At 59.1% G+C, this 17,466-nt stretch carries 17 protein-coding genes; 11 read left to right on the top strand and 6 right to left on the bottom strand.

Annotation, left to right across the window (positions count from 1 at the left end):
- Nucleotides 1–2 precede the first annotated feature (2 nt).
- From ACI512_RS28585 to ACI512_RS28575, 3 genes are all read left to right on the top strand, one after another.
- The gene (locus ACI512_RS28585) at nucleotides 3–1,163 is read left to right on the top strand and encodes an ABC transporter ATP-binding protein (protein ID WP_015885552.1); all 1,161 of its coding nucleotides are present in this window, start codon (nucleotides 3–5) and stop codon (nucleotides 1,161–1,163) included.
- An 84-nt stretch (nucleotides 1,164–1,247) separates the two neighbouring features.
- The gene (locus tag ACI512_RS28580) at nucleotides 1,248–2,594 is read left to right on the top strand and encodes a carbohydrate porin (RefSeq protein ID WP_064053706.1); all 1,347 of its coding nucleotides are present in this window, start codon (nucleotides 1,248–1,250) and stop codon (nucleotides 2,592–2,594) included.
- Nucleotides 2,595–2,697: 103 nt separating this feature from the next.
- Nucleotides 2,698–3,543, top strand: a complete 846-nt coding sequence (locus ACI512_RS28575) for a D-hexose-6-phosphate mutarotase (protein WP_064053705.1) — start codon at nucleotides 2,698–2,700, stop codon at nucleotides 3,541–3,543.
- Nucleotides 3,544–3,664: 121 nt separating this feature from the next.
- On the opposite strand, the gene ACI512_RS28570 is transcribed toward ACI512_RS28575, so the two are convergent.
- Nucleotides 3,665–4,525 carry a MurR/RpiR family transcriptional regulator gene (locus ACI512_RS28570; protein WP_170039859.1) on the bottom strand — a complete coding sequence of 287 codons (861 nt, stop codon included), beginning with the start codon at nucleotides 4,523–4,525 and terminating at the stop codon, nucleotides 3,665–3,667.
- Nucleotides 4,526–4,743: 218 nt separating this feature from the next.
- On the opposite strand from ACI512_RS28570, the gene zwf reads away from it, so the two are divergent.
- From zwf to ACI512_RS28555, 3 genes are read left to right on the top strand one after another with little or no spacing between them, the layout of a single operon-like run.
- Nucleotides 4,744–6,210 (top strand): glucose-6-phosphate dehydrogenase, encoded by a 1,467-nt coding sequence (gene zwf / locus ACI512_RS28565; protein ID WP_015885549.1) that lies wholly within the window; start codon nucleotides 4,744–4,746, stop codon nucleotides 6,208–6,210.
- Entirely contained in the window at nucleotides 6,197–6,910 is a 714-nt protein-coding gene (pgl, locus tag ACI512_RS28560; protein WP_236379640.1) for a 6-phosphogluconolactonase, read from the top strand. Before zwf ends, pgl begins: the two co-directional genes overlap by 14 nt.
- A gap of 17 nt (nucleotides 6,911–6,927) precedes the next feature.
- The gene (locus ACI512_RS28555; RefSeq protein WP_236379641.1) at nucleotides 6,928–7,599 is read left to right on the top strand and encodes a bifunctional 4-hydroxy-2-oxoglutarate aldolase/2-dehydro-3-deoxy-phosphogluconate aldolase; all 672 of its coding nucleotides are present in this window, start codon (nucleotides 6,928–6,930) and stop codon (nucleotides 7,597–7,599) included.
- 116 nt (nucleotides 7,600–7,715) lie between these two features.
- Here ACI512_RS28555 and ACI512_RS28550 read toward each other — a convergent pair whose 3' ends face one another.
- Both ACI512_RS28550 and ACI512_RS28545 read right to left on the bottom strand, forming a co-directional pair.
- Nucleotides 7,716–8,891, bottom strand: coding sequence for an aminotransferase class V-fold PLP-dependent enzyme (locus tag ACI512_RS28550; RefSeq protein ID WP_236379642.1), 1,176 nt, complete (start codon nucleotides 8,889–8,891; stop codon nucleotides 7,716–7,718).
- A gap of 9 nt (nucleotides 8,892–8,900) precedes the next feature.
- A complete protein-coding gene (locus ACI512_RS28545; RefSeq protein ID WP_010208204.1) occupies nucleotides 8,901–9,137 on the bottom strand; it encodes a DUF3820 family protein in 237 nt (78 codons plus the stop codon).
- 205 nt (nucleotides 9,138–9,342) lie between these two features.
- Here ACI512_RS28545 and ACI512_RS28540 point away from each other — a divergent pair, with 205 nt between their 5' ends.
- On the top strand, nucleotides 9,343–9,810 hold the full coding sequence (locus ACI512_RS28540; protein ID WP_015885545.1) for a PA2169 family four-helix-bundle protein: 468 nt from the start codon (nucleotides 9,343–9,345) through the stop codon (nucleotides 9,808–9,810).
- 133 nt (nucleotides 9,811–9,943) lie between these two features.
- On the opposite strand, the gene ACI512_RS28535 is transcribed toward ACI512_RS28540, so the two are convergent.
- Both ACI512_RS28535 and ACI512_RS28530 read right to left on the bottom strand, forming a co-directional pair.
- Nucleotides 9,944–10,414 carry a MaoC family dehydratase gene (locus ACI512_RS28535; protein ID WP_015885544.1) on the bottom strand — a complete coding sequence of 157 codons (471 nt, stop codon included), beginning with the start codon at nucleotides 10,412–10,414 and terminating at the stop codon, nucleotides 9,944–9,946.
- A gap of 57 nt (nucleotides 10,415–10,471) precedes the next feature.
- Complete coding sequence (locus ACI512_RS28530; protein WP_064053703.1) at nucleotides 10,472–11,416, bottom strand: alpha/beta hydrolase; 945 nt, start codon at nucleotides 11,414–11,416, stop codon at nucleotides 10,472–10,474.
- A 266-nt stretch (nucleotides 11,417–11,682) separates the two neighbouring features.
- Here ACI512_RS28530 and fadD2 point away from each other — a divergent pair, with 266 nt between their 5' ends.
- Both fadD2 and fadD1 read left to right on the top strand, forming a co-directional pair.
- Nucleotides 11,683–13,371 carry a long-chain-fatty-acid--CoA ligase FadD2 gene (gene fadD2 / locus ACI512_RS28525; protein ID WP_046035477.1) on the top strand — a complete coding sequence of 563 codons (1,689 nt, stop codon included), beginning with the start codon at nucleotides 11,683–11,685 and terminating at the stop codon, nucleotides 13,369–13,371.
- A gap of 395 nt (nucleotides 13,372–13,766) precedes the next feature.
- Nucleotides 13,767–15,458 (top strand): long-chain-fatty-acid--CoA ligase FadD1, encoded by a 1,692-nt coding sequence (fadD1, locus tag ACI512_RS28520; RefSeq protein WP_046035476.1) that lies wholly within the window; start codon nucleotides 13,767–13,769, stop codon nucleotides 15,456–15,458.
- 114 nt (nucleotides 15,459–15,572) lie between these two features.
- Here fadD1 and ACI512_RS28515 read toward each other — a convergent pair whose 3' ends face one another.
- Nucleotides 15,573–15,950 (bottom strand): hypothetical protein, encoded by a 378-nt coding sequence (locus ACI512_RS28515; protein WP_015885540.1) that lies wholly within the window; start codon nucleotides 15,948–15,950, stop codon nucleotides 15,573–15,575.
- Between the two features lie 199 nt (nucleotides 15,951–16,149).
- Here ACI512_RS28515 and ACI512_RS28510 point away from each other — a divergent pair, with 199 nt between their 5' ends.
- Entirely contained in the window at nucleotides 16,150–16,335 is a 186-nt protein-coding gene (locus ACI512_RS28510; RefSeq protein ID WP_028617689.1) for a CsbD family protein, read from the top strand.
- Between the two features lie 179 nt (nucleotides 16,336–16,514).
- Nucleotides 16,515–17,465, top strand: coding sequence for a YihY/virulence factor BrkB family protein (locus tag ACI512_RS28505; protein WP_064053701.1), 951 nt, complete (start codon nucleotides 16,515–16,517; stop codon nucleotides 17,463–17,465).
- Nucleotide 17,466 lies beyond the last annotated feature (1 nt).

Genomic DNA, 17,466 nt, shown 5'->3' with positions numbered 1-17,466 from the left:
TCATGGCTACGCTTGAACTTCGCAATGTAAACAAGACCTATGGCGCCGGCCTGCCCGACACCTTGAAGAACATCGAACTGTCGATCAAGGAAGGCGAGTTCCTGATCCTGGTCGGCCCTTCGGGGTGCGGTAAATCCACGCTGATGAACTGCATCGCCGGCCTGGAAACCATCACCGGCGGCGCGATCATGATCGGCGACCAGGACGTGAGCGGCATGAGCCCCAAGGACCGTGACATCGCCATGGTGTTCCAGTCCTACGCGCTGTACCCGACCATGAGCGTGCGCCAGAACATCGAGTTCGGCCTCAAGATCCGCAAGATGGCCCAGGCGGACATCGACGCCGAAGTGGCGCGCGTGGCCAAGCTGCTGCAGATCGAACACCTGCTCAACCGCAAGCCGGGTCAACTGTCCGGTGGCCAGCAACAGCGCGTGGCCATGGGCCGGGCGCTGGCGCGTCGGCCGAAGATCTACCTGTTCGACGAGCCGCTGTCCAACCTCGACGCCAAGCTGCGCGTCGAGATGCGCACCGAAATGAAACTGATGCACCAGCGCCTCAAGACCACCACGGTCTACGTGACCCACGACCAGATCGAAGCGATGACCCTGGGCGACAAAGTGGCGGTGATGAAGGACGGCATCATCCAACAATTCGGCACGCCGAAAGAAATTTACAACGACCCGGCCAACCTGTTTGTGGCAAGCTTTATCGGTTCACCACCAATGAACTTCGTTCCTATGCGCCTAAAACGCAAGGAAGGTCGTTTGGTCGCGCTGCTCGACAGCGGCCAGGCCCGTTGCGAATTGCCGTTAGGCATGAACGACGCAGGCCTGGAGGACCGTGATGTGATTCTGGGCCTGCGTCCGGAGCAGATCGTGTTGGCGGCGGGCGAGGGCAACGGTTCGTCGAGCATTCGCGCTGAAGTCCAGGTCACCGAACCGACCGGTCCGGACACCCTGGTGTTCGTGCAGCTCAATGACACCAAGGTCTGCTGCCGTTTGGCGCCGGATGTGGCGCCCCAGGTCGGCGAGACCCTGACCCTGCAATTTGATCCGGCCAAGGTATTGCTGTTCGACGCCAACACTGGCGAACGCCTAGGCACTGCTTCTTCATTGCCCGCACAGGGGCATGCCGACAACGTGGCCCAATTCAAAGGCCGCTGAAGCAGCTAAGTTGTTGTTTTAAATAAAAAAGTAACCCGCGTTAGATAAAAACAGTTTAATAACAATAAAGACGAGGATGTAGGGATGAAAAAGCAACACAACAACACTCGGCTGATCTGCCAAATGTCAGCTGCAGCAGCCCTGGTTTTGTCCGCCAATGCGATGGCGGCCGATGCATTCAGTGCCGACTCCAAGTGGATGACCGGCGATTGGGGTGGTGAGCGTACCAAGCTGATCGAGCAAGGTATCGACATCAAGGCTGACTACGTAGGGGAAATGGGCGCCAACCTGCGCGGCGGCTACAACGACGACAGGACCGGCCGTTACTCTGACCAGTTCGGTCTGGGCGTAGCACTGGACCTGCAAAAGCTGTGGGGCTGGGATAACACCCAGGCCAAGATCCAGTTTACCAACCGTAATGGCCAGAACATCTCCAACGACCGCATTGGCGACCCGCGTGCCGGCACGCTGAGTTCGTCCATGGAAGTCTACGGCCGTGGCCACATGGTGCGTCTGACCCAGTTCTGGATCCAGCACCAGATGTTCGACAACAAGTTGGACGTGAAACTCGGTTACTTCGGTGAAGGCGAAGACTTCAACACCTTCCCATGCGACTTCCAGAACCTGTCGTTCTGCGGCTCGCAGGTCGGTAACTATGTGAACACCTGGTACAACTGGCCCGTCAGCCAGGCCGCGATCCGCGTGAAATACAACATCACGCCTGAGCTGTATGCGCAAATCGGTGCGTACAACCAGAACCCATCGCAGCTCGAGCACGGCAATGGCTTCAAGCTCAGCGGCAGCGGCACCAAAGGTACCGTGATTCCGGTGGAATTGGTCTGGTCGCCGAAGGTTAATAACCTGCCGGGCGAATACCGTGTGGGTTACTACAAAAGTGCCGCCGATGCCTCTGACGTACGTGAAGACGTGAACGGCAACGATGCCGCTACCACGGGTGCTGCATACCGTACCCACAGCAGCAAGAAAGGCTACTGGTTCGTTGCCCAGCAACAACTCACCACGCACAACGGCGACGCTTCGCGTGGCCTGAACATCGCGGCCAACGCGACCTTCCACGACAAGGAAACCAACCTGGTCGACAACTACCAGTCGTTGATGCTGGTGTACAAAGGCCCATTCGATGCGCGTCCAAAAGACGACGTGGGTATTGGTGCCGCGCGTCTGCACGTCAACGACGACGTGAAGAAAAACGCCGAACTGCTCAACGTCGCCAATGGCGTGAACGACTACGACAACGCGCTGTTCTCGCCGATCCGCGAAACCGAGTACAACTTCGAAATCAACTACGGCTTCCACGTCACCAACTGGCTGACCGTGCGTCCCAACCTGCAATACGTCGTCCAACCGGGCGGCGTGGATAAAGTCGACAACGCGCTGGTGGCGGGCCTGAAAATTCAGTCTACGTTCTAACGCTGTTGCGATAAGCTCCTTCTCTCTGTGCGCATTTTGCGGGTAGCCATGGCTATCCGCTTTTTTTTGGGTTGCATTGTGAAGATATTCAGGACCGTGGCACATGCATGAGCAACCGCTGCAACGCTTTTTCAAATCCCTGCGCGAGCGTCCGGTGTTCGCCTGGGAGCGCTTCCAGATGCGCGACGTGCTGGTGATCGACCACCCGCTGTGCCAGGCGGTGTTCAGTCGCCAGGGCGCGCAACTGTTGCATTTCCAGCCCCGTGGCCAAAAACCCTGGCTGTGGTGTGCAGCCAAGTGGCCGCAAGTCGGCGCGATCCGTGGTGGCGTACCGGTGTGCTGGCCGTGGTATGGCCGCCATCCGAGTGAGAATGCCTGGCCGTCACATGGCTGGGCGCGCTTGATCGACTGGAAACTGCTCGACAGCAGCACCGACGATGACGGCGTGCGCCTGCACTGGCAATTGCAGCTGTGCGACTGGCAGGTCGACCTCCACGCGCACTTGGGCGACACCCTGGAATTGCGCCTGAGCACCGAGCATCAGGATGAGCTGCCGTGCCAATTGAGCCATGCGTTGCATGCTTACTGGCGTATTGGTCACGTTGACGAGATAGCGCTGTCTGGGCTCGACGGTGCGCAGGGTTACGACCAGCTCAATCGCCAGGTTTGCCAGCAGGAAGGCGAGCTGCGGGTGGAGGGCGGGTGCCAGCGGGTGTTCCATCACGAAGGCGAATTGCAGCTCAAGGACCACGCCTGGCAGCGTGAACTGTGCATCGACACCGGCGACAGCGCCGACACGGTGGTGTGGCACCCAGGCAGTCGGCCGTTGTTAGGCGTGAGCTTCAACGAGGCGTCGGGTTTTGTGTGCGTGGAGTCGGCGATGGCGGGGGCCAGTTTGGCGCCGGGGGAGCGGGCGCATCTCAGTTTGCAGGCGCGGGCTGGGGTTTAGCGGTGTGGTTGATGGCCTCATCGGGGGCAAGCCCCCTCCCACATTTGAAGGTATTCACAAATTAAACTGTGGGAGGGGGCTTGCCCCCGATGAGGCCAGTGAAGCCAACACACAGGCTGGCTCAGTTAAACTCATCCCCAACCGGGTACCGGCTGTCATTCAAACTCTCTTTGATCTTGCGCAAATGCGGCTGGAAATCCACGCCACGGCGCAAGGTCATGCCGGTTGCCAGCACATCCAGCACCGTCAATTGGATGATCCGCGAGGTCATCGGCATATAGATGTCGGTGTCTTCCGGCAGCGGAATGTTCAGGCTCACGGTACTGGCCTTGGCCAGCGGTGAGTTCTCAGCCGTCACGCCCAGCACTGACGCGCCGTTTTCCCGCGCGATACGCGCCACTTCCACGAGCTCACGGGTACGCCCGGTGTAGGAAATGATCACGAACAACTCGCCCGTGTGTGCCACCGACGCGATCATGCGCTGCATCAGCACGTCCGCGTGCGCGGTCACGGCCAGGTTGAAGCGGAAAAACTTGTGCAGCGCATCCATGGCCACCGGGGCCGAAGCGCCCAGGCCGAAGAAGTGGATTTGCCGTGCCTGGATCAACAGGTCCACGGCCTTGCTGATCAGCGCGGGGTCCAGGGCCTGGCAGGCGCTGTCCAGGGACGCAATGGCGCTGCCAAAGATCTTCTGGGTGTAGGCCTCAGGGTTATCATCGGCCTCCACTGCACGGCTGACATACGCGGCGCCACTGGCCAGGCTTTGCGCCAGTTGCAATTTAAGTTCAGGGTAACCGCTGACGCCGAACGAACGGCAGAAACGGTTGACCGTCGGTTCACTGACCGAGGCCGCCTGGGCGAGGGCGGCGATAGAGAAGCGGGTCGCCTGCTGCGGGTTGAGCAGGATGACCTCGGCGACTTTTTTCTCGGCCTTGTTCAATTCTTCGAGGCGGTTCCGGATCTGTTCCAGAAGATTTCGCACGCGGTCCATTCAGTCTTTCCTTCGGGCGACGATGCAAATTAGGGTGGTAACCAATCGATAAGTGGTCTTTTGCGGTGGCCTATCCTACTGAGGGTAGCTGAACACCACCACTCGGAATGCGTATTTCGGGAAAATGTTGTGGTTATTACTACATTTTTCCTTGAGTGATGCCTTGAAAAAAGGTATTTGTAGCTTAACTTGATAAAAGAACAAACATCATGCCTTCGATAACCGTAGAACCCTGCACCTTTGCCCTGTTTGGCGCCTTGGGTGATCTGGCGCTGCGCAAGTTATTTCCTGCCCTCTACCAACTTGATGGCGCGGGGCTCCTGCACGATGACACGCGCATCCTGGCCCTGGCCCGTGAAGCCGGTTCCGAGCAACAGCACCTGGCGCACATCGAACAAGCACTGCGCAAATACGTTGGCAAGGAACTGGACGAAACCATCGCCCAGCGTTTCCTGGCGCGCCTGACCTATGTTCACGTCGACTTCATGAAAGCCGATGACTACGTGGCCCTGGCGGAAATCGCCGGCACTGCGCAACGCCTGATCGCCTACTTCGCCACCCCGGCGGCGGTGTACGGCGCGATCTGCGAGAACCTGTCCAAGGTCGGCCTGGCGGAAAACACCCGCGTGGTGCTGGAAAAACCCATCGGTTCGGACCTGGAGTCCTCGCGCAAGGTCAACGATGCCGTGGCGCAGTTTTTCCCGGAGAACCGCACCTACCGCATCGACCACTACCTGGGCAAAGAGACCGTCCAGAACCTGATCGCCCTGCGTTTCGCCAACAGCCTGTTCGAAACCCAGTGGAACCAGAATTACATCTCCCACGTGGAAATCACCGTGGCCGAGCAGGTCGGTATCGAAGGCCGTTGGGGTTATTTCGACAAGGCCGGCCAACTGCGTGACATGATCCAGAACCACCTGCTGCAACTGCTTTGCCTGATTGCCATGGACCCGCCGGCCGACCTGTCCGCCGACAGCATCCGCGACGAGAAGGTCAAGGTACTCAAGGCCCTGGCGCCGATCAGCCCGGATGGCCTGACCACCCAAGTGGTACGCGGCCAGTACATCGCCGGCTACAGCGCCGGCAAGCCGGTGCCGGGTTACCTGGAAGAAGAGAACTCCAACACCCAGAGCGACACCGAGACCTTCGTCGCCCTGCGTGCCGATATCCGCAACTGGCGATGGGCCGGGGTGCCGTTCTACCTGCGCACCGGCAAGCGTATGCCGCAAAAGCTGTCGCAGATCGTCATCCACTTCAAGGAACCGTCCCACTACATCTTCGCCCCCGAGCAGCGCCTGCAGATCAGCAACAAACTGATCATCCGCCTGCAGCCGGACGAAGGTATTTCCTTGCGCGTGATGACCAAGGAGCAGGGCCTGGACAAGGGCATGCAACTGCGCAGCGGCCCGCTGCAACTGAATTTTTCCGACACCTACCGCAGTGCCCGTATCCCGGATGCCTACGAGCGGTTGTTGCTGGAAGTGATGCGCGGCAATCAGAACCTGTTTGTTCGCAAAGATGAAATCGAAGCCGCGTGGAAGTGGTGTGACCAGTTGATTGCCGGGTGGAAAAAGTCCGGTGATGCGCCCAAGCCGTACGCGGCGGGTTCCTGGGGGCCGATGAGCTCGATTGCACTGATCACGCGGGATGGGAGGTCGTGGTATGGCGATATCTGAATTGAAACTGCCTCAGGGTGTGACGGCCCATGAGTACCGTACGTCTGCCTTGTTGGCGGACGGCCTGGCCAATGACGTGGCCGAACAACTGCGCGAGGCCATCAGTGCGCGTGGCGAAGCGACGCTGGTCGTCTCCGGCGGCCGTAGCCCCGTCGCGTTTTTCCAGAACCTGGCCAAGCAAGGCCTGGACTGGTCCAAGGTCACCGTTACCCTGGCCGATGAGCGCTGGGTACCGGTGGAGCACGCGGACAGCAACGCCGGTTTGCTCAAAGCAAACCTGTTGCAAGGCCCGGCGGCCAAGGCCAAGTTCCTCAGCCTCTACAGCGCTGCGGCCAACCTTGAAGAGGCCGCCGAACAGGCCGATCGCCTGCTGGCCGAGCTGCCCGCCATTGATGTGCTGGTATTGGGCATGGGCGATGACGGCCACACCGCATCGCTGTTTCCCAACAGTCCGAACCTCGCTGAAGCACTGCAGGCCGACGGTACCCGCCGTTGCTGGCCGATGCTGGCGCCGACCGTGCCGCACCAGCGCCTGACCATGAGTCGCGCGTTGCTGGCCACGGCGAACTACACCGTGCTGTCGATTTCCGGCAGTTCGAAGTTGACCACCTTGAGCGCCGCGCTGGCCAGCAACGACGTTGCTGCCATGCCGATTCGCGCGTTTTTGCAACCCACATTAGAGATTTACTGGTGCCCATGAGCCAAGGATCAGCCGCTATGAAAAGCCCTCAACCGACCGTGTCCATGGCGGATAAAGTTGCCCTGATCGACAGCCTCTGCGCCAAGGCGCGGATCCTGCCCGTGATCACCATCGCCCGCGAACAGGACATCCTGCCGCTGGCCGATGCCCTGGCAGCCGGTGGTTTGACCGCATTGGAAGTGACCCTGCGTTCCGAGTTCGGCCTCAAGGCCATTCAGGTGCTGCGTGAGCAACGTCCTGAACTATGCACCGGTGCCGGCACCGTACTCGACCGTCACATGCTCGAAGCGGCCGAAGTGGCCGGTTCGCAATTCATCGTCACCCCTGGCATTACCCGCGACTTGCTGGAAGCCTCGGTGCACAGCCCGATCCCGCTGCTGCCGGGCATCAGCAATGCCTCGGGCATCATGGAAGGCTATGGCCTGGGCTACCGCCGCTTCAAGCTGTTCCCGGCCGAAGTCAGCGGCGGCGTCGCGGCCATCAAGGCCCTGGGCGGCCCGTTCGGCGAAGTGAAGTTCTGCCCGACCGGCGGCGTGGGCCCGGCCAACATCAAAAACTACATGGCGTTGAAAAACGTGATGTGCGTGGGCGGTAGCTGGATGCTGGACCCGGAATGGGTCAAGAACGGCGACTGGGCCCGCATCCAGGAAGTCACCGCGCAGGCGCTGGCGCTGGCGCTGCTGGATTGAGCTGATTTACCGAATCGTTGTTGCTGTGCTTAACGGCATTTTTGCGGCGCACTTGGTCGGTGTGCCGCTTTTTTTTTGCCTGCAGAAAACTTGAATTCAACGCCGCTCCCACATTTTTAGTCTGCGTTCAGTTGGGTAATCGCGTTCACCAACACGCTGATGTCCGCAGCTGAAGTCACTAGCCCCGGCGTTACCCGGATACACGTGCCAAATGCTGCACCGACACGCGTGGTAGTAAACAAGTCAAAGTCCCTGAGCAACCGATCCACCATCACCTGCTGGTCCCTTCCGACAAACTTGAACGCCGTAATCCCGCAATACAACCTGGGATCATCCGGCGTCAGCACTTCAATCCCTGGCAAAGCCCGCACTTGGTTCACCCACAAATCCCGCAGGTAATTAACCCGCGCACCCTTGGCCGCCGAGCCACCCAACTTCCGGTGCTCTTCAAACACCAATGGCAGTGTCATCAGCGCCGGAAAGTTCGGCGTGCTGTAGGACGTGCGTGCGCGTACGTCGGTAGCCGGGTAGTGAAACTCGCCCATGTCCGGGTCGATATCGGCCAGGCGCTCCGGGGCGATGTACAGAAAGCCCAGGGTCAGCGGCGCGCCGATCCATTTGTGCAGGTTGAAACCGGCAAACTGAATGCCTAACTCGGCGAGGTTGAACTCGATTTGGCCCAGGGCATGGGCGCCATCGAGGATCACGTCGATATCATGCTCGCGCGCCGCCTGGGCAATCGCGGCAACGGGCATGACCAGCCCGGTGCGGTGGGTGACGTGGGTCAGCGCCATCAACTTGAGGCGCGGGTTCTGAGTGAACGCGTCACGATAGGTTTGCACGAGGCTGTCGAAACTGGCCGGGTGAGTGTGGGACAGTTCGATCACCTCCACGCCACGGTAACTCGCCAACCAGCGCATGGCCCCTTTGACCGTGTCGTACTCCAGGTCGCTGATCAGCACCTGGTCACCCGGTTGCAGGCAGTTGTAGTTGCGGATCAGTGATTGCAAGGCTTCGGTGGCGTTACGGGTAAACGCCAGCGATTCGGGATCAGCCTCCATCAGCTCGCCGAGTTGTCGACGAATCTCCACATTCTCACCCTGCTCGAACGTCTGACGCACATACAGCGAGTTACTGCGGTTGATAAACGCAACCTGCTCCAGATAGTGCGTTTGCACCGCGTGGCTCATGCGGCCGAAATAGCCGTTTTCCAGATTGATCGGGCCGGGCTCCAGCGCATAGCGCTGCGCGACGGCCTGCCAGTGACGTTCGTTGTCTGCATTCCGTGGCATAGGTGGCTCTTAATGACGAGGGGCGGGCTTGCCGTGTTTGGCGCGCAGGGGTTCAAGCAGTTCAGACAAACCGTTGCTGTCGATTTCCTGCATCAACGCCAGCAAACCGCCGAGTTCACCGTGTGGGAAACCCTCGCGGGCGAACCAGTTCAGGTAAGGGCCGGGCAGGTCGGCGATGATCCGTCCCTTGTATTTGCCGAAGGGCATTTCGCGGGTGATCAGCAGTTCGAGTTTTTCCGGGTTCATGAGCTTCAGGCGGTAGAGGCGAGGTCTTCGAAAATACAGGCATTCTGCATGAAGGCCAAATGACAGATCATGCAAATAACGTACATACAGATGGTTCAATAATTCGTAAGCTATTGATAATTAATAGAAAAGTTGTTTATCAAAACCTGGCACGGGCGCTGCAATTACTAAGACACGTTTCTAAACCCGCACAAGGAATTGAAAAATGACTGACATCAACAAAGAATCGATCTCCGTACTCAACGACCTGATCGAGACCAGCAAAGACGGCCAGAAAGGCTTCGCGACTTGTGCTGAAGACATCAAGCATCCAGAGCTCAAAGCCCTGTTTGTGAAACGTTCTGCTGACTGTGCTACTGCGGCTGCCGAGCTGCAGACCGCTGTTCGTGCTCTGGGTGGCGATCCGGAAGAGTCCGGCAGCGTTGCCGGCGCCCTGCACCGTGGCTGGGTCGACGTGAAGTCGATGGTCACCGGTAAAGATGAAGAGGCCGTGCTGAACGAAGCCGAGCGCGGTGAAGACCACGCCCTGAAGGCTTACAAGGAAGCGATCGAGAAGATCAACAAGCACAACCTGCTGGGCATTCGTGACCTGGTTGAGCGTCAGTTCCACGGCGCACAACGCAACCACGACCAAGTGAAAGCCCTGCGTAACCAGGCTCGCGCCCAGTCGTAAGCCCTGTGCTGTAAATGCTGTAAGAAATGTGGGAGGGGGCTTGCCCCCGATTGCGGAGTGTCAATCACTGCATCTTGTGACTGATCTACCGCTATCGGGGCAAGCCCCCTCCCACATTCGTATTGCATAAGTTTTAGCCAATGCTGATCGGCGGCAACTCGGTCAGGGTCACGACTTGCTGCTTACGCGGCGCCAGAATTTCCGCCTCGCCGTCCACCACCAACTCATCGCGCTGGTTGAATACACGGGTGGCAATGCGCACGCGGAACTTTGGCAGTTTTTCGAGGATTTCCAGGCGCACCGTCAGCGTGTCGCCGATCTTCACCGGCTTCTGGAAGGTCATCTGCTGGCCGATATAGATCGTGCCCGGCCCAGGCAACTCACAGGCCACTGCCGCACTGATCAGGGCGCCGCTGAACATGCCGTGGGCGATACGCTCCTTGAACATGGTCGCCTTGGCGTATTCGGCATCCAAATGCACCGGATTGTGGTCACCGGACATCGCGGCGAACAGCTGGATATCGCGCTCTTCCACCAATTTGCTGTAGCTGGCGGTCTGGCCGACTTCGAGGGCTTCGTACGGGGTGTTGGTTACCTGGGTCATCTAAAGGTGCATCCTGTGGCTAATCGGTAATTTAACTGTTTGATTTTAAGTGAGAATTCATTCGCAGTGGGCGGGCCTGTGCAAGGTCAGGGCCTGGTCGAGCCACGTCAGCACATCCGCGGTGACGTCATCGCGGTTGGTCTCATTGAACACTTCGTGACGCGCCTGCGGGTAAATAGTCAATTGCAGGTGCTGGCAGCCGGCTTCACGCAGGGCGTGGGCCAGGTGTTTGAGACGCTTGCCCTCACTCACCGGATCACATTCGCCGCCCATCACCAGGATCGGCAGGCCGGGATCGATCTGCGCGAGATTGGACGCTTTGCTGATTTGCTGCAAGCCGCCGAGCAGGTCTATCCACAGCTGGTTGGTGCAGCGGAACCCACACAGTGGGTCGTTGATGTACCTGTCGACTTCCGCCGGGTCGCGGCTGAGCCAGTCGAAAGCAGTGCGATTGGGTTTGAACGCCTTGTTGAACGATCCAAACGACAGGAACTCGATCAGCGCACTGCGCCCACGCAAGCCCTGGCGCAGGCGCTCGGCCCGTGCGATCACCCGCGCGGCGCGGTACAGCGCCACCGGCTGGAAATTCGAACCGCTGAGGATCGCCCCGTTCAGGCTGGCGCTGTGGTGCACCAAGTAGGCCTGGGCGATGTAACTGCCCATGCTGTGGCCGAGCAGAATGATCGGTAACCCCGGCTGCTGCTGGCCGATATGCTGGTTGAGGCTGGCCAGGTCGCCCACCACCTTGTTCCAGCCGTCCTTCTCTGCGTACAGACCCAACGTGCCTTCATCGGCGGTACGGCCGTGGCCACGCTGGTCCAGCGCGTAAAGGCCGTAGCCGGCACCGCACAAGGCTTCGGCCAGGCGTGCGTAGCGCCCGCTGTGCTCGGCCATCCCATGGGAGAGCATCACCAGGGCCTTGGGCGGACCGTCAGGCATCCATTGATTGACGTACAGGCGGCAGCGGTCATTCGCGGTCAGCCAGAAGGTGCTGTGGTTCATGGCGGTTCCTTTTCTCAAGGTCTGCTCAAGGTCTGCTCAAGGTCTGCTCAAGGTCTGGTCAGATTCGTTCCAGTGTATAGCTCATCCCAAGGGAAGCGTCTGATCAGTGCAGGGCCTTGTAGGAAGATTCACGCAGTTAATGACGCTCTTTCCTGTATTTGCCTGTTTGGCCATAGCTGCTAACGTCCCCTGAGCTCCGCTTTTTATAGATGTAGAGGTTTTACACCAGCAGCGGCCGGACACACTCAGGTAAGAGGACAAGAATAATGCAACCTGATTTCTGGAATGACAAACGCGCGGCGGGCGTACCCAATGACATCGATCTCGCGGCCTACAAGTCGGTGATCGAAGTCTTCGAGCGCTCCTGCAAGGCCTTTGCCGACCGTCCGGCATTCAGCAACATGGGCATCACCCTGACCTACGCCGAGCTTGAACGCCAGAGCGCGGCGTTCGCCGGCTACCTGCAGCAGCACACCGACCTCAAGCCGGGCGAGCGCATCGCGGTGCAGATGCCCAACGTGCTGCATTACCCGGTTGCCGTGTTCGGTGCCTTGCGCGCCGGGCTGATCGTGGTCAACACCAATCCGCTGTACACCCCGCGCGAGATGCGTCACCAGTTTAAGGATGCCGGTGTGCGTGCGTTGGTCTACCTCAACCTCTTCGGTTCGCGGGTGCAAGAGGTGTGCAGCGACACCGAGATCGACTACCTGATCGAAGCCAAGATGGGCGACTTCATGCCCGCCGCCAAGGGTTGGCTGGTGAACACCCTGGTCGACAAGGTCAAGAAGATGGTCCCGGCCTACAGCCTGCCGCGCGCGGTGTCGTTCAAGCGCGCCCTGCGCATGGGCGCGGGCCTGGGCGTGACCCGCCACCCGGTGACCCTGGATGACATCGCCGTGCTGCAATACACCGGCGGCACCACTGGCCTGGCCAAGGGCGCAATGCTCACCCACGGCAACCTGGTGGCAAACATGCAACAGGTGCGCGCCTGCATGTCCCAGACCGGCGAGGACGGCCATCCACTGATCAAGGAAGGGCAGGAGGTGATGATCGCGCCGCTGCCGCTGTACCACATCTATGCTTTCACCGCGAATTGCATGTGCATGATGGTGTCCGGCAATCACAACGTGCTGATCACCAACCCGCGCGACATCGGCGGCTTTATCAAGGAGCTTAAAAAGTGGCGCTTTACCGGGCTGCTGGGGCTCAACACGCTGTTTGTGGCCTTGATGGACCACCCGGATTTCAAAAGCCTGGATTTTTCCCACCTCAAGCTCACCAACTCCGGCGGCACCGCGCTGATCAAGGCCACGGCCGAGCGCTGGGAGCAGATCACCGGCTGTGCGATAGGCGAGGGCTACGGCCTCACCGAAACGTCCCCTGTGGCCAGCACCAACCCCTACGGCAACAAATCACGCCTGGGCACCGTGGGCATTCCCGTGCCCGCCACGGCAATGAAGGTGATTGATGACCAGGGCCTCGAACTGCCCTTGGGTGAACGCGGCGAGCTGTGCATCAAGGGCCCGCAAGTGATGAAGGGCTACTGGCAGCAACCGGCTGCCACCGCCGAAGCGCTGGACGCCGAAGGTTGGCTGAAGACCGGCGACATTGCAGTGATCGATGACGATGGCTTTGTGCGCATTGTCGACCGCAAGAAGGACCTGATCATCGTCTCGGGCTTCAACGTGTACCCCAACGAGATCGAAGACGTGGTGATGGCTCACCCGGCGGTGGCCAACTGTGCCGTGATCGGCGTACCGGATGATCGCACCGGCGAGGCGGTGAAGCTGTTTGTGGTGGCGCGTGCGCAAGGGGTGAGCCTTGAGGAATTGAAGGCGTACTGCAAGACCAACTTCACGGGGTACAAGGTGCCCAAGCATATTGTGTTGCGTGAGTCGTTGCCGATGACGCCGGTTGGCAAGATTTTGCGGCGTGAGTTGCGCGATATTGCCTGATCTGAAATGCGCTGAAAAAAAGTGGGAGGGGGCTTGCCCCCGATGGCGGTGGGTCAGTCACCAGATGTGTAGACTGAACCACTACCATCGGGGGCAAGCCCCCTCCCACATTTGTACTGTGTTGTTCTGAAAGCCCCGTTCCAGAGCCATTTATGCCGCTATTTTGGCTTGGTTTAAAGTGTGACCAAATATTGTAGGACAGTCGTGTTTATGACCGTGGTCCCCTCTTTTGGCTCTAGGCGGCCCTTGGCAAAGCTGCTACTCTCGGCGCGCTTTGTGACGTCTCGGCCTGCTTGAAAGCGCCAGATTCACCTAAAAAAAACATACACCAATAATAATCGCATCAAATGCGATGATGAATTCGCGTCGCTGACGTCGCTGAGGAGTGGGCTTCCATGAACGAAGACTTTTGGAAGGATAAGTACCCCGCCGGGATTGCTGCACAAATCAATCCAGACGAGTATCCGAATATTCAGGCGGTACTGAAGCAGTCCTGCCAGCGCTTCGCCAACAAACCGGCTTTCAGCAACCTGGGCAAGACAATCACCTACGGTGAATTGTATGAATTGTCCGGCGCCTTCGCCGCGTACCTGCAGCAACATACCGACTTGAAGCCCGGCGACCGCATCGCCGTGCAGTTGCCCAACGTCCTCCAGTACCCGGTTGCCGTATTCGGTGCCATCCGCGCCGGCCTGATCGTGGTCAACACCAACCCGCTGTACACCGCGCGGGAAATGGAACACCAATTCAACGACTCCGGGGCCAAGGCCTTGGTCTGCCTGGCCAACATGGCTCACCTGGCGGAAAAGGTCGTGCCCAAGACCGCCATCAAGCACGTGATCGTCACTGAAGTCGCTGACCTGTTGCCGCCGCTCAAGCGCCTGCTGATCAACAGCGTCATCAAGTACGTGAAGAAAATGGTCCCGGCGTTTCACTTGCCCAAGGCGATCAAGTTCAACGACGTGTTGGCCAAGGGGCATGGCCAGCCGGTCAGCGACGCCAACCCGGCCAGCGGCGATGTAGCCGTGCTGCAATACACCGGCGGCACCACCGGCGTGGCGAAGGGCGCGATGCTCACTCACCGCAACCTGGTCGCGAACATGCTGCAATGCAAGGCGCTGATGGGTTCCAACCTCAACGAAGGTTGCGAGATCCTGATCACGCCGCTGCCGCTGTACCACATCTACGCGTTCACCTTTCATTGCATGGCGATGATGCTGATCGGCAACCACAACATCCTGATCAGCAACCCGCGCGACCTGCCGGCGATGGTCAAGGAGCTGTCGAAGTGGAAGTTCAGCGGCTTTGTCGGCTTGAACACCCTGTTCGTCGCGCTGTGCAACAACGAAGCCTTCCGCAAGCTGGACTTCTCCGCGCTGAAAGTCACCCTGTCGGGCGGTATGGCGTTGCAACTGGCAGCCGCTGAACGCTGGAAGGCCGTGACCGGCTGTGGCATCTGCGAAGGCTACGGCATGACCGAAACCAGCCCAGTGGCTACCGTGAACCCGATCCAGCACATTCAGATCGGCACCATCGGCATTCCCGTGCCGTCCACCGTGTGTAAAGTCATCGCCGACGACGGCACCGAACTCGCACTGGGTGAAACCGGCGAGCTCTGCGTCAAGGGTCCGCAAGTGATGAAGGGCTACTGGCAGCGCCAGGAAGCCACCGACGAGATGCTCGACAGCGAAGGCTGGCTGAAGACCGGTGACATCGCGATCATCCAGCCCGACGGCTATATGCGCATTGTCGACCGCAAGAAAGACATGATCCTGGTCTCGGGCTTCAACGTGTACCCCAACGAGCTGGAAGACGTGTTGGCGGGCTTGCCGGGCGTGCTGCAGTGCGCGGCCATCGGCGTGCCGGACGAGAAGTCCGGGGAGCACATCAAGCTGTTTATCGTGGTCAAGCCAGGCGCAACCCTGACCAAGGAGCAGGTGATGGAGCACATGCGCGCCAATGTCACCGCCTACAAAGTGCCCAGGGCCGTGGAGTTCCGCGATGCGTTGCCGACCACCAACGTGGGCAAGATCCTGCGGCGTGAGTTGCGCGATGAAGAGTTGAAGAAGCTCGGTCTGAAAAAGTAACGCTATACCCATGTGGGAGGGGGGTTGCCCCCGATAGCGGTGTATCAGTCAGCAATCGGTAGCTGACACACCGCCATCGGGGGCAAGCCCCCTCCCACATTTTTTATGCGTTTTCTACAGGGCGAACTGCGCGAAGCTCACACCGGCGCCTGCAGGGCGCACATCCTTCAAGAACGAATCCTTATCCGCGCTCAGCTCCAGCGTGATCTCCGGCTTGCGCTTGCCCGCGTTGCGCACCACTAGGCCTTCAAGATTCTCGCGCAGGAACACCGTCGGCACCTTCAGGTGCAGCAACTGGTCGGTCTCGGCGTTATGCATCAACAGATGAATCCACTCGTACTGGCCCACGCCAATCCGCACCACCGGCAAGTCGAACCACCAGATGTTGCGTTTGCTGTCCAGGTCGGTGAAGTGGCAGTTGTTGACGCCGAGTACGGCACCGCCCAGTTCAGTGTTTCTGCGGGCGATGGCCTGTGCTTTATTGAGTTTCATAACCTTCCTACGGGATCTGTTATTCAGCGTTATAGCCTGAATGTGCCGGGCATTCTCGTGGGTTGGCCGCAAAACATAAAGCCAAACCTGCAACCGGCGATGAAATGCCTGCGCAAAAATAATTGAAACTCTGCCGAATGGCCTCGGGTCAATCTTTACGTAATGACCAAAAACCATCGATTGTTTCAGGAGAAATACCATGAGCAGTACATCCGATAAGGTTAAAGGCGTAGCGAACGAAGCGGTCGGCAACATTAAGCAAGGCGTCGGTAAAGTCACCGGCAACGACAAACTGCGCGCTGAAGGCGTGGTGCAGGAAAAGAAAGGCGAAGTTCAGAAAGCTGTCGGCGATACCAAAGACGCCGTGAAAAAAGCGACCAAGTAAGCCTGAATCGCTGGCTGGTTTCACGCAGCCCGACGGCCATCCACGGATGGCCGTTTTTGTGTCGCCTGATGCGGTTAAAGTTTCGAAATTGTTTCAAGGTCGCCAAATAGGCTACCTTGATGTAGAAAACGGCCCCTGAGTCGCCCACGAACCTTCCTTTTGCGGCGAAAGGAGACGCTATGATTTTCCCGGTACTAGAAGGCCTCAAGCTGCACAAAGTGCTGGTGCGCACCGTCAAGGAATTTGTCGATGACGAGATGCCCACCTACGCCTCGGCGCTGGCCTACCAGATGCTGTTCTCGCTGTTTCCCTTCCTGCTGTTCTTGATTGCCCTGATCGGTTTCCTGCACCTGCCGGACTTCTTTACCTGGCTGCGCCTGCAGTCCGAGTTGGTGTTGCCGCCCCAGGCCCTGGAGCAGGTCAACCCGGTGATCGACCAGTTGCAGCAATCCAAGGGTGGCCTGCTGTCGGTGGGTATCGTGATTGCGCTGTGGACGGCCTCGGCCGGCGTGCGTCTGATGATGAGTGCGATGAACGCCGCGTATGACGTGGTCGAAGGTCGGCCTATCTGGAAGCGCTTTCCGCTGTCGATTTTCTACACCGTCGGCATCGCCGGCATGCTGTTGGCCGCTGCAGCGTTGATGGTGCTCGGCCCGCAGGTGATGGAGTGGTTGGCGGGGCAGATCGGCATGCAGGAGTTTGTGGTCACCTTGTGGACCATTGTGCGCTGGCCGTTGATCGTGATCCTGCTGATGTTTGCCGTGGCCCTCATGTATTACGTGATGCCGGACGTCGAGCAGAAATTTCGCTTTATCACTCCAGGTTCGGTGCTGGCCGTGGTGGTCTGGATCGTGGCCTCTCTGGGTTTTGGTTATTACGTCAAAACCTTTGCCGACTACAACGCCATGTATGGCAGCATCGGTGCGATCATCGTGTTGCTCCTGTACTTCTACATTTCTGCGGCCGTGTTGTTGCTGGGCGCGGAGATGAATGCGGTGATCGAGCACATGTCCGCCGAGGGCAAGGACCCTGGCGCAAAAGAGTTCGATGAACTCGGCCACACCGTTGAAAAACAGCACGTCTCAGGCCTTGGCCGGGACCATTCCAAGCCCACCCCTGACGAAGTCTGAT

It is taken from the genome of Pseudomonas petroselini (assembly GCF_045037875.1).
Classification (GTDB): Bacteria; Pseudomonadota; Gammaproteobacteria; order Pseudomonadales; family Pseudomonadaceae; genus Aquipseudomonas; species Aquipseudomonas petroselini.
The sequence above is the reverse complement of the archived record's forward strand: the minus strand, read 5'-3'. Positions and strand labels throughout refer to the sequence as shown.

Coding starts and splice junctions, on each gene's coding strand:
- ACI512_RS28555 (WP_236379641.1), top strand. CDS start 6,928: ATGAAAAGCCCTCAACCGACCGTGTCCATGGCGGATAAAGTTGCCCTG.
- ACI512_RS28540 (WP_015885545.1), top strand. CDS start 9,343: ATGACTGACATCAACAAAGAATCGATCTCCGTACTCAACGACCTGATC.
- ACI512_RS28530 (WP_064053703.1), bottom strand. CDS start 11,416: ATGAACCACAGCACCTTCTGGCTGACCGCGAATGACCGCTGCCGCCTG.
- ACI512_RS28575 (WP_064053705.1), top strand. CDS start 2,698: ATGCATGAGCAACCGCTGCAACGCTTTTTCAAATCCCTGCGCGAGCGT.
- zwf (WP_015885549.1), top strand. CDS start 4,744: ATGCCTTCGATAACCGTAGAACCCTGCACCTTTGCCCTGTTTGGCGCC.
- fadD2 (WP_046035477.1), top strand. CDS start 11,683: ATGCAACCTGATTTCTGGAATGACAAACGCGCGGCGGGCGTACCCAAT.
- ACI512_RS28580 (WP_064053706.1), top strand. CDS start 1,248: ATGAAAAAGCAACACAACAACACTCGGCTGATCTGCCAAATGTCAGCT.
- pgl (WP_236379640.1), top strand. CDS start 6,197: ATGGCGATATCTGAATTGAAACTGCCTCAGGGTGTGACGGCCCATGAG.
- ACI512_RS28535 (WP_015885544.1), bottom strand. CDS start 10,414: ATGACCCAGGTAACCAACACCCCGTACGAAGCCCTCGAAGTCGGCCAG.
- ACI512_RS28585 (WP_015885552.1), top strand. CDS start 3: ATGGCTACGCTTGAACTTCGCAATGTAAACAAGACCTATGGCGCCGGC.
- ACI512_RS28550 (WP_236379642.1), bottom strand. CDS start 8,891: ATGCCACGGAATGCAGACAACGAACGTCACTGGCAGGCCGTCGCGCAG.
- ACI512_RS28505 (WP_064053701.1), top strand. CDS start 16,515: ATGATTTTCCCGGTACTAGAAGGCCTCAAGCTGCACAAAGTGCTGGTG.
- fadD1 (WP_046035476.1), top strand. CDS start 13,767: ATGAACGAAGACTTTTGGAAGGATAAGTACCCCGCCGGGATTGCTGCA.
- ACI512_RS28515 (WP_015885540.1), bottom strand. CDS start 15,950: ATGAAACTCAATAAAGCACAGGCCATCGCCCGCAGAAACACTGAACTG.
- ACI512_RS28510 (WP_028617689.1), top strand. CDS start 16,150: ATGAGCAGTACATCCGATAAGGTTAAAGGCGTAGCGAACGAAGCGGTC.
- ACI512_RS28545 (WP_010208204.1), bottom strand. CDS start 9,137: ATGAACCCGGAAAAACTCGAACTGCTGATCACCCGCGAAATGCCCTTC.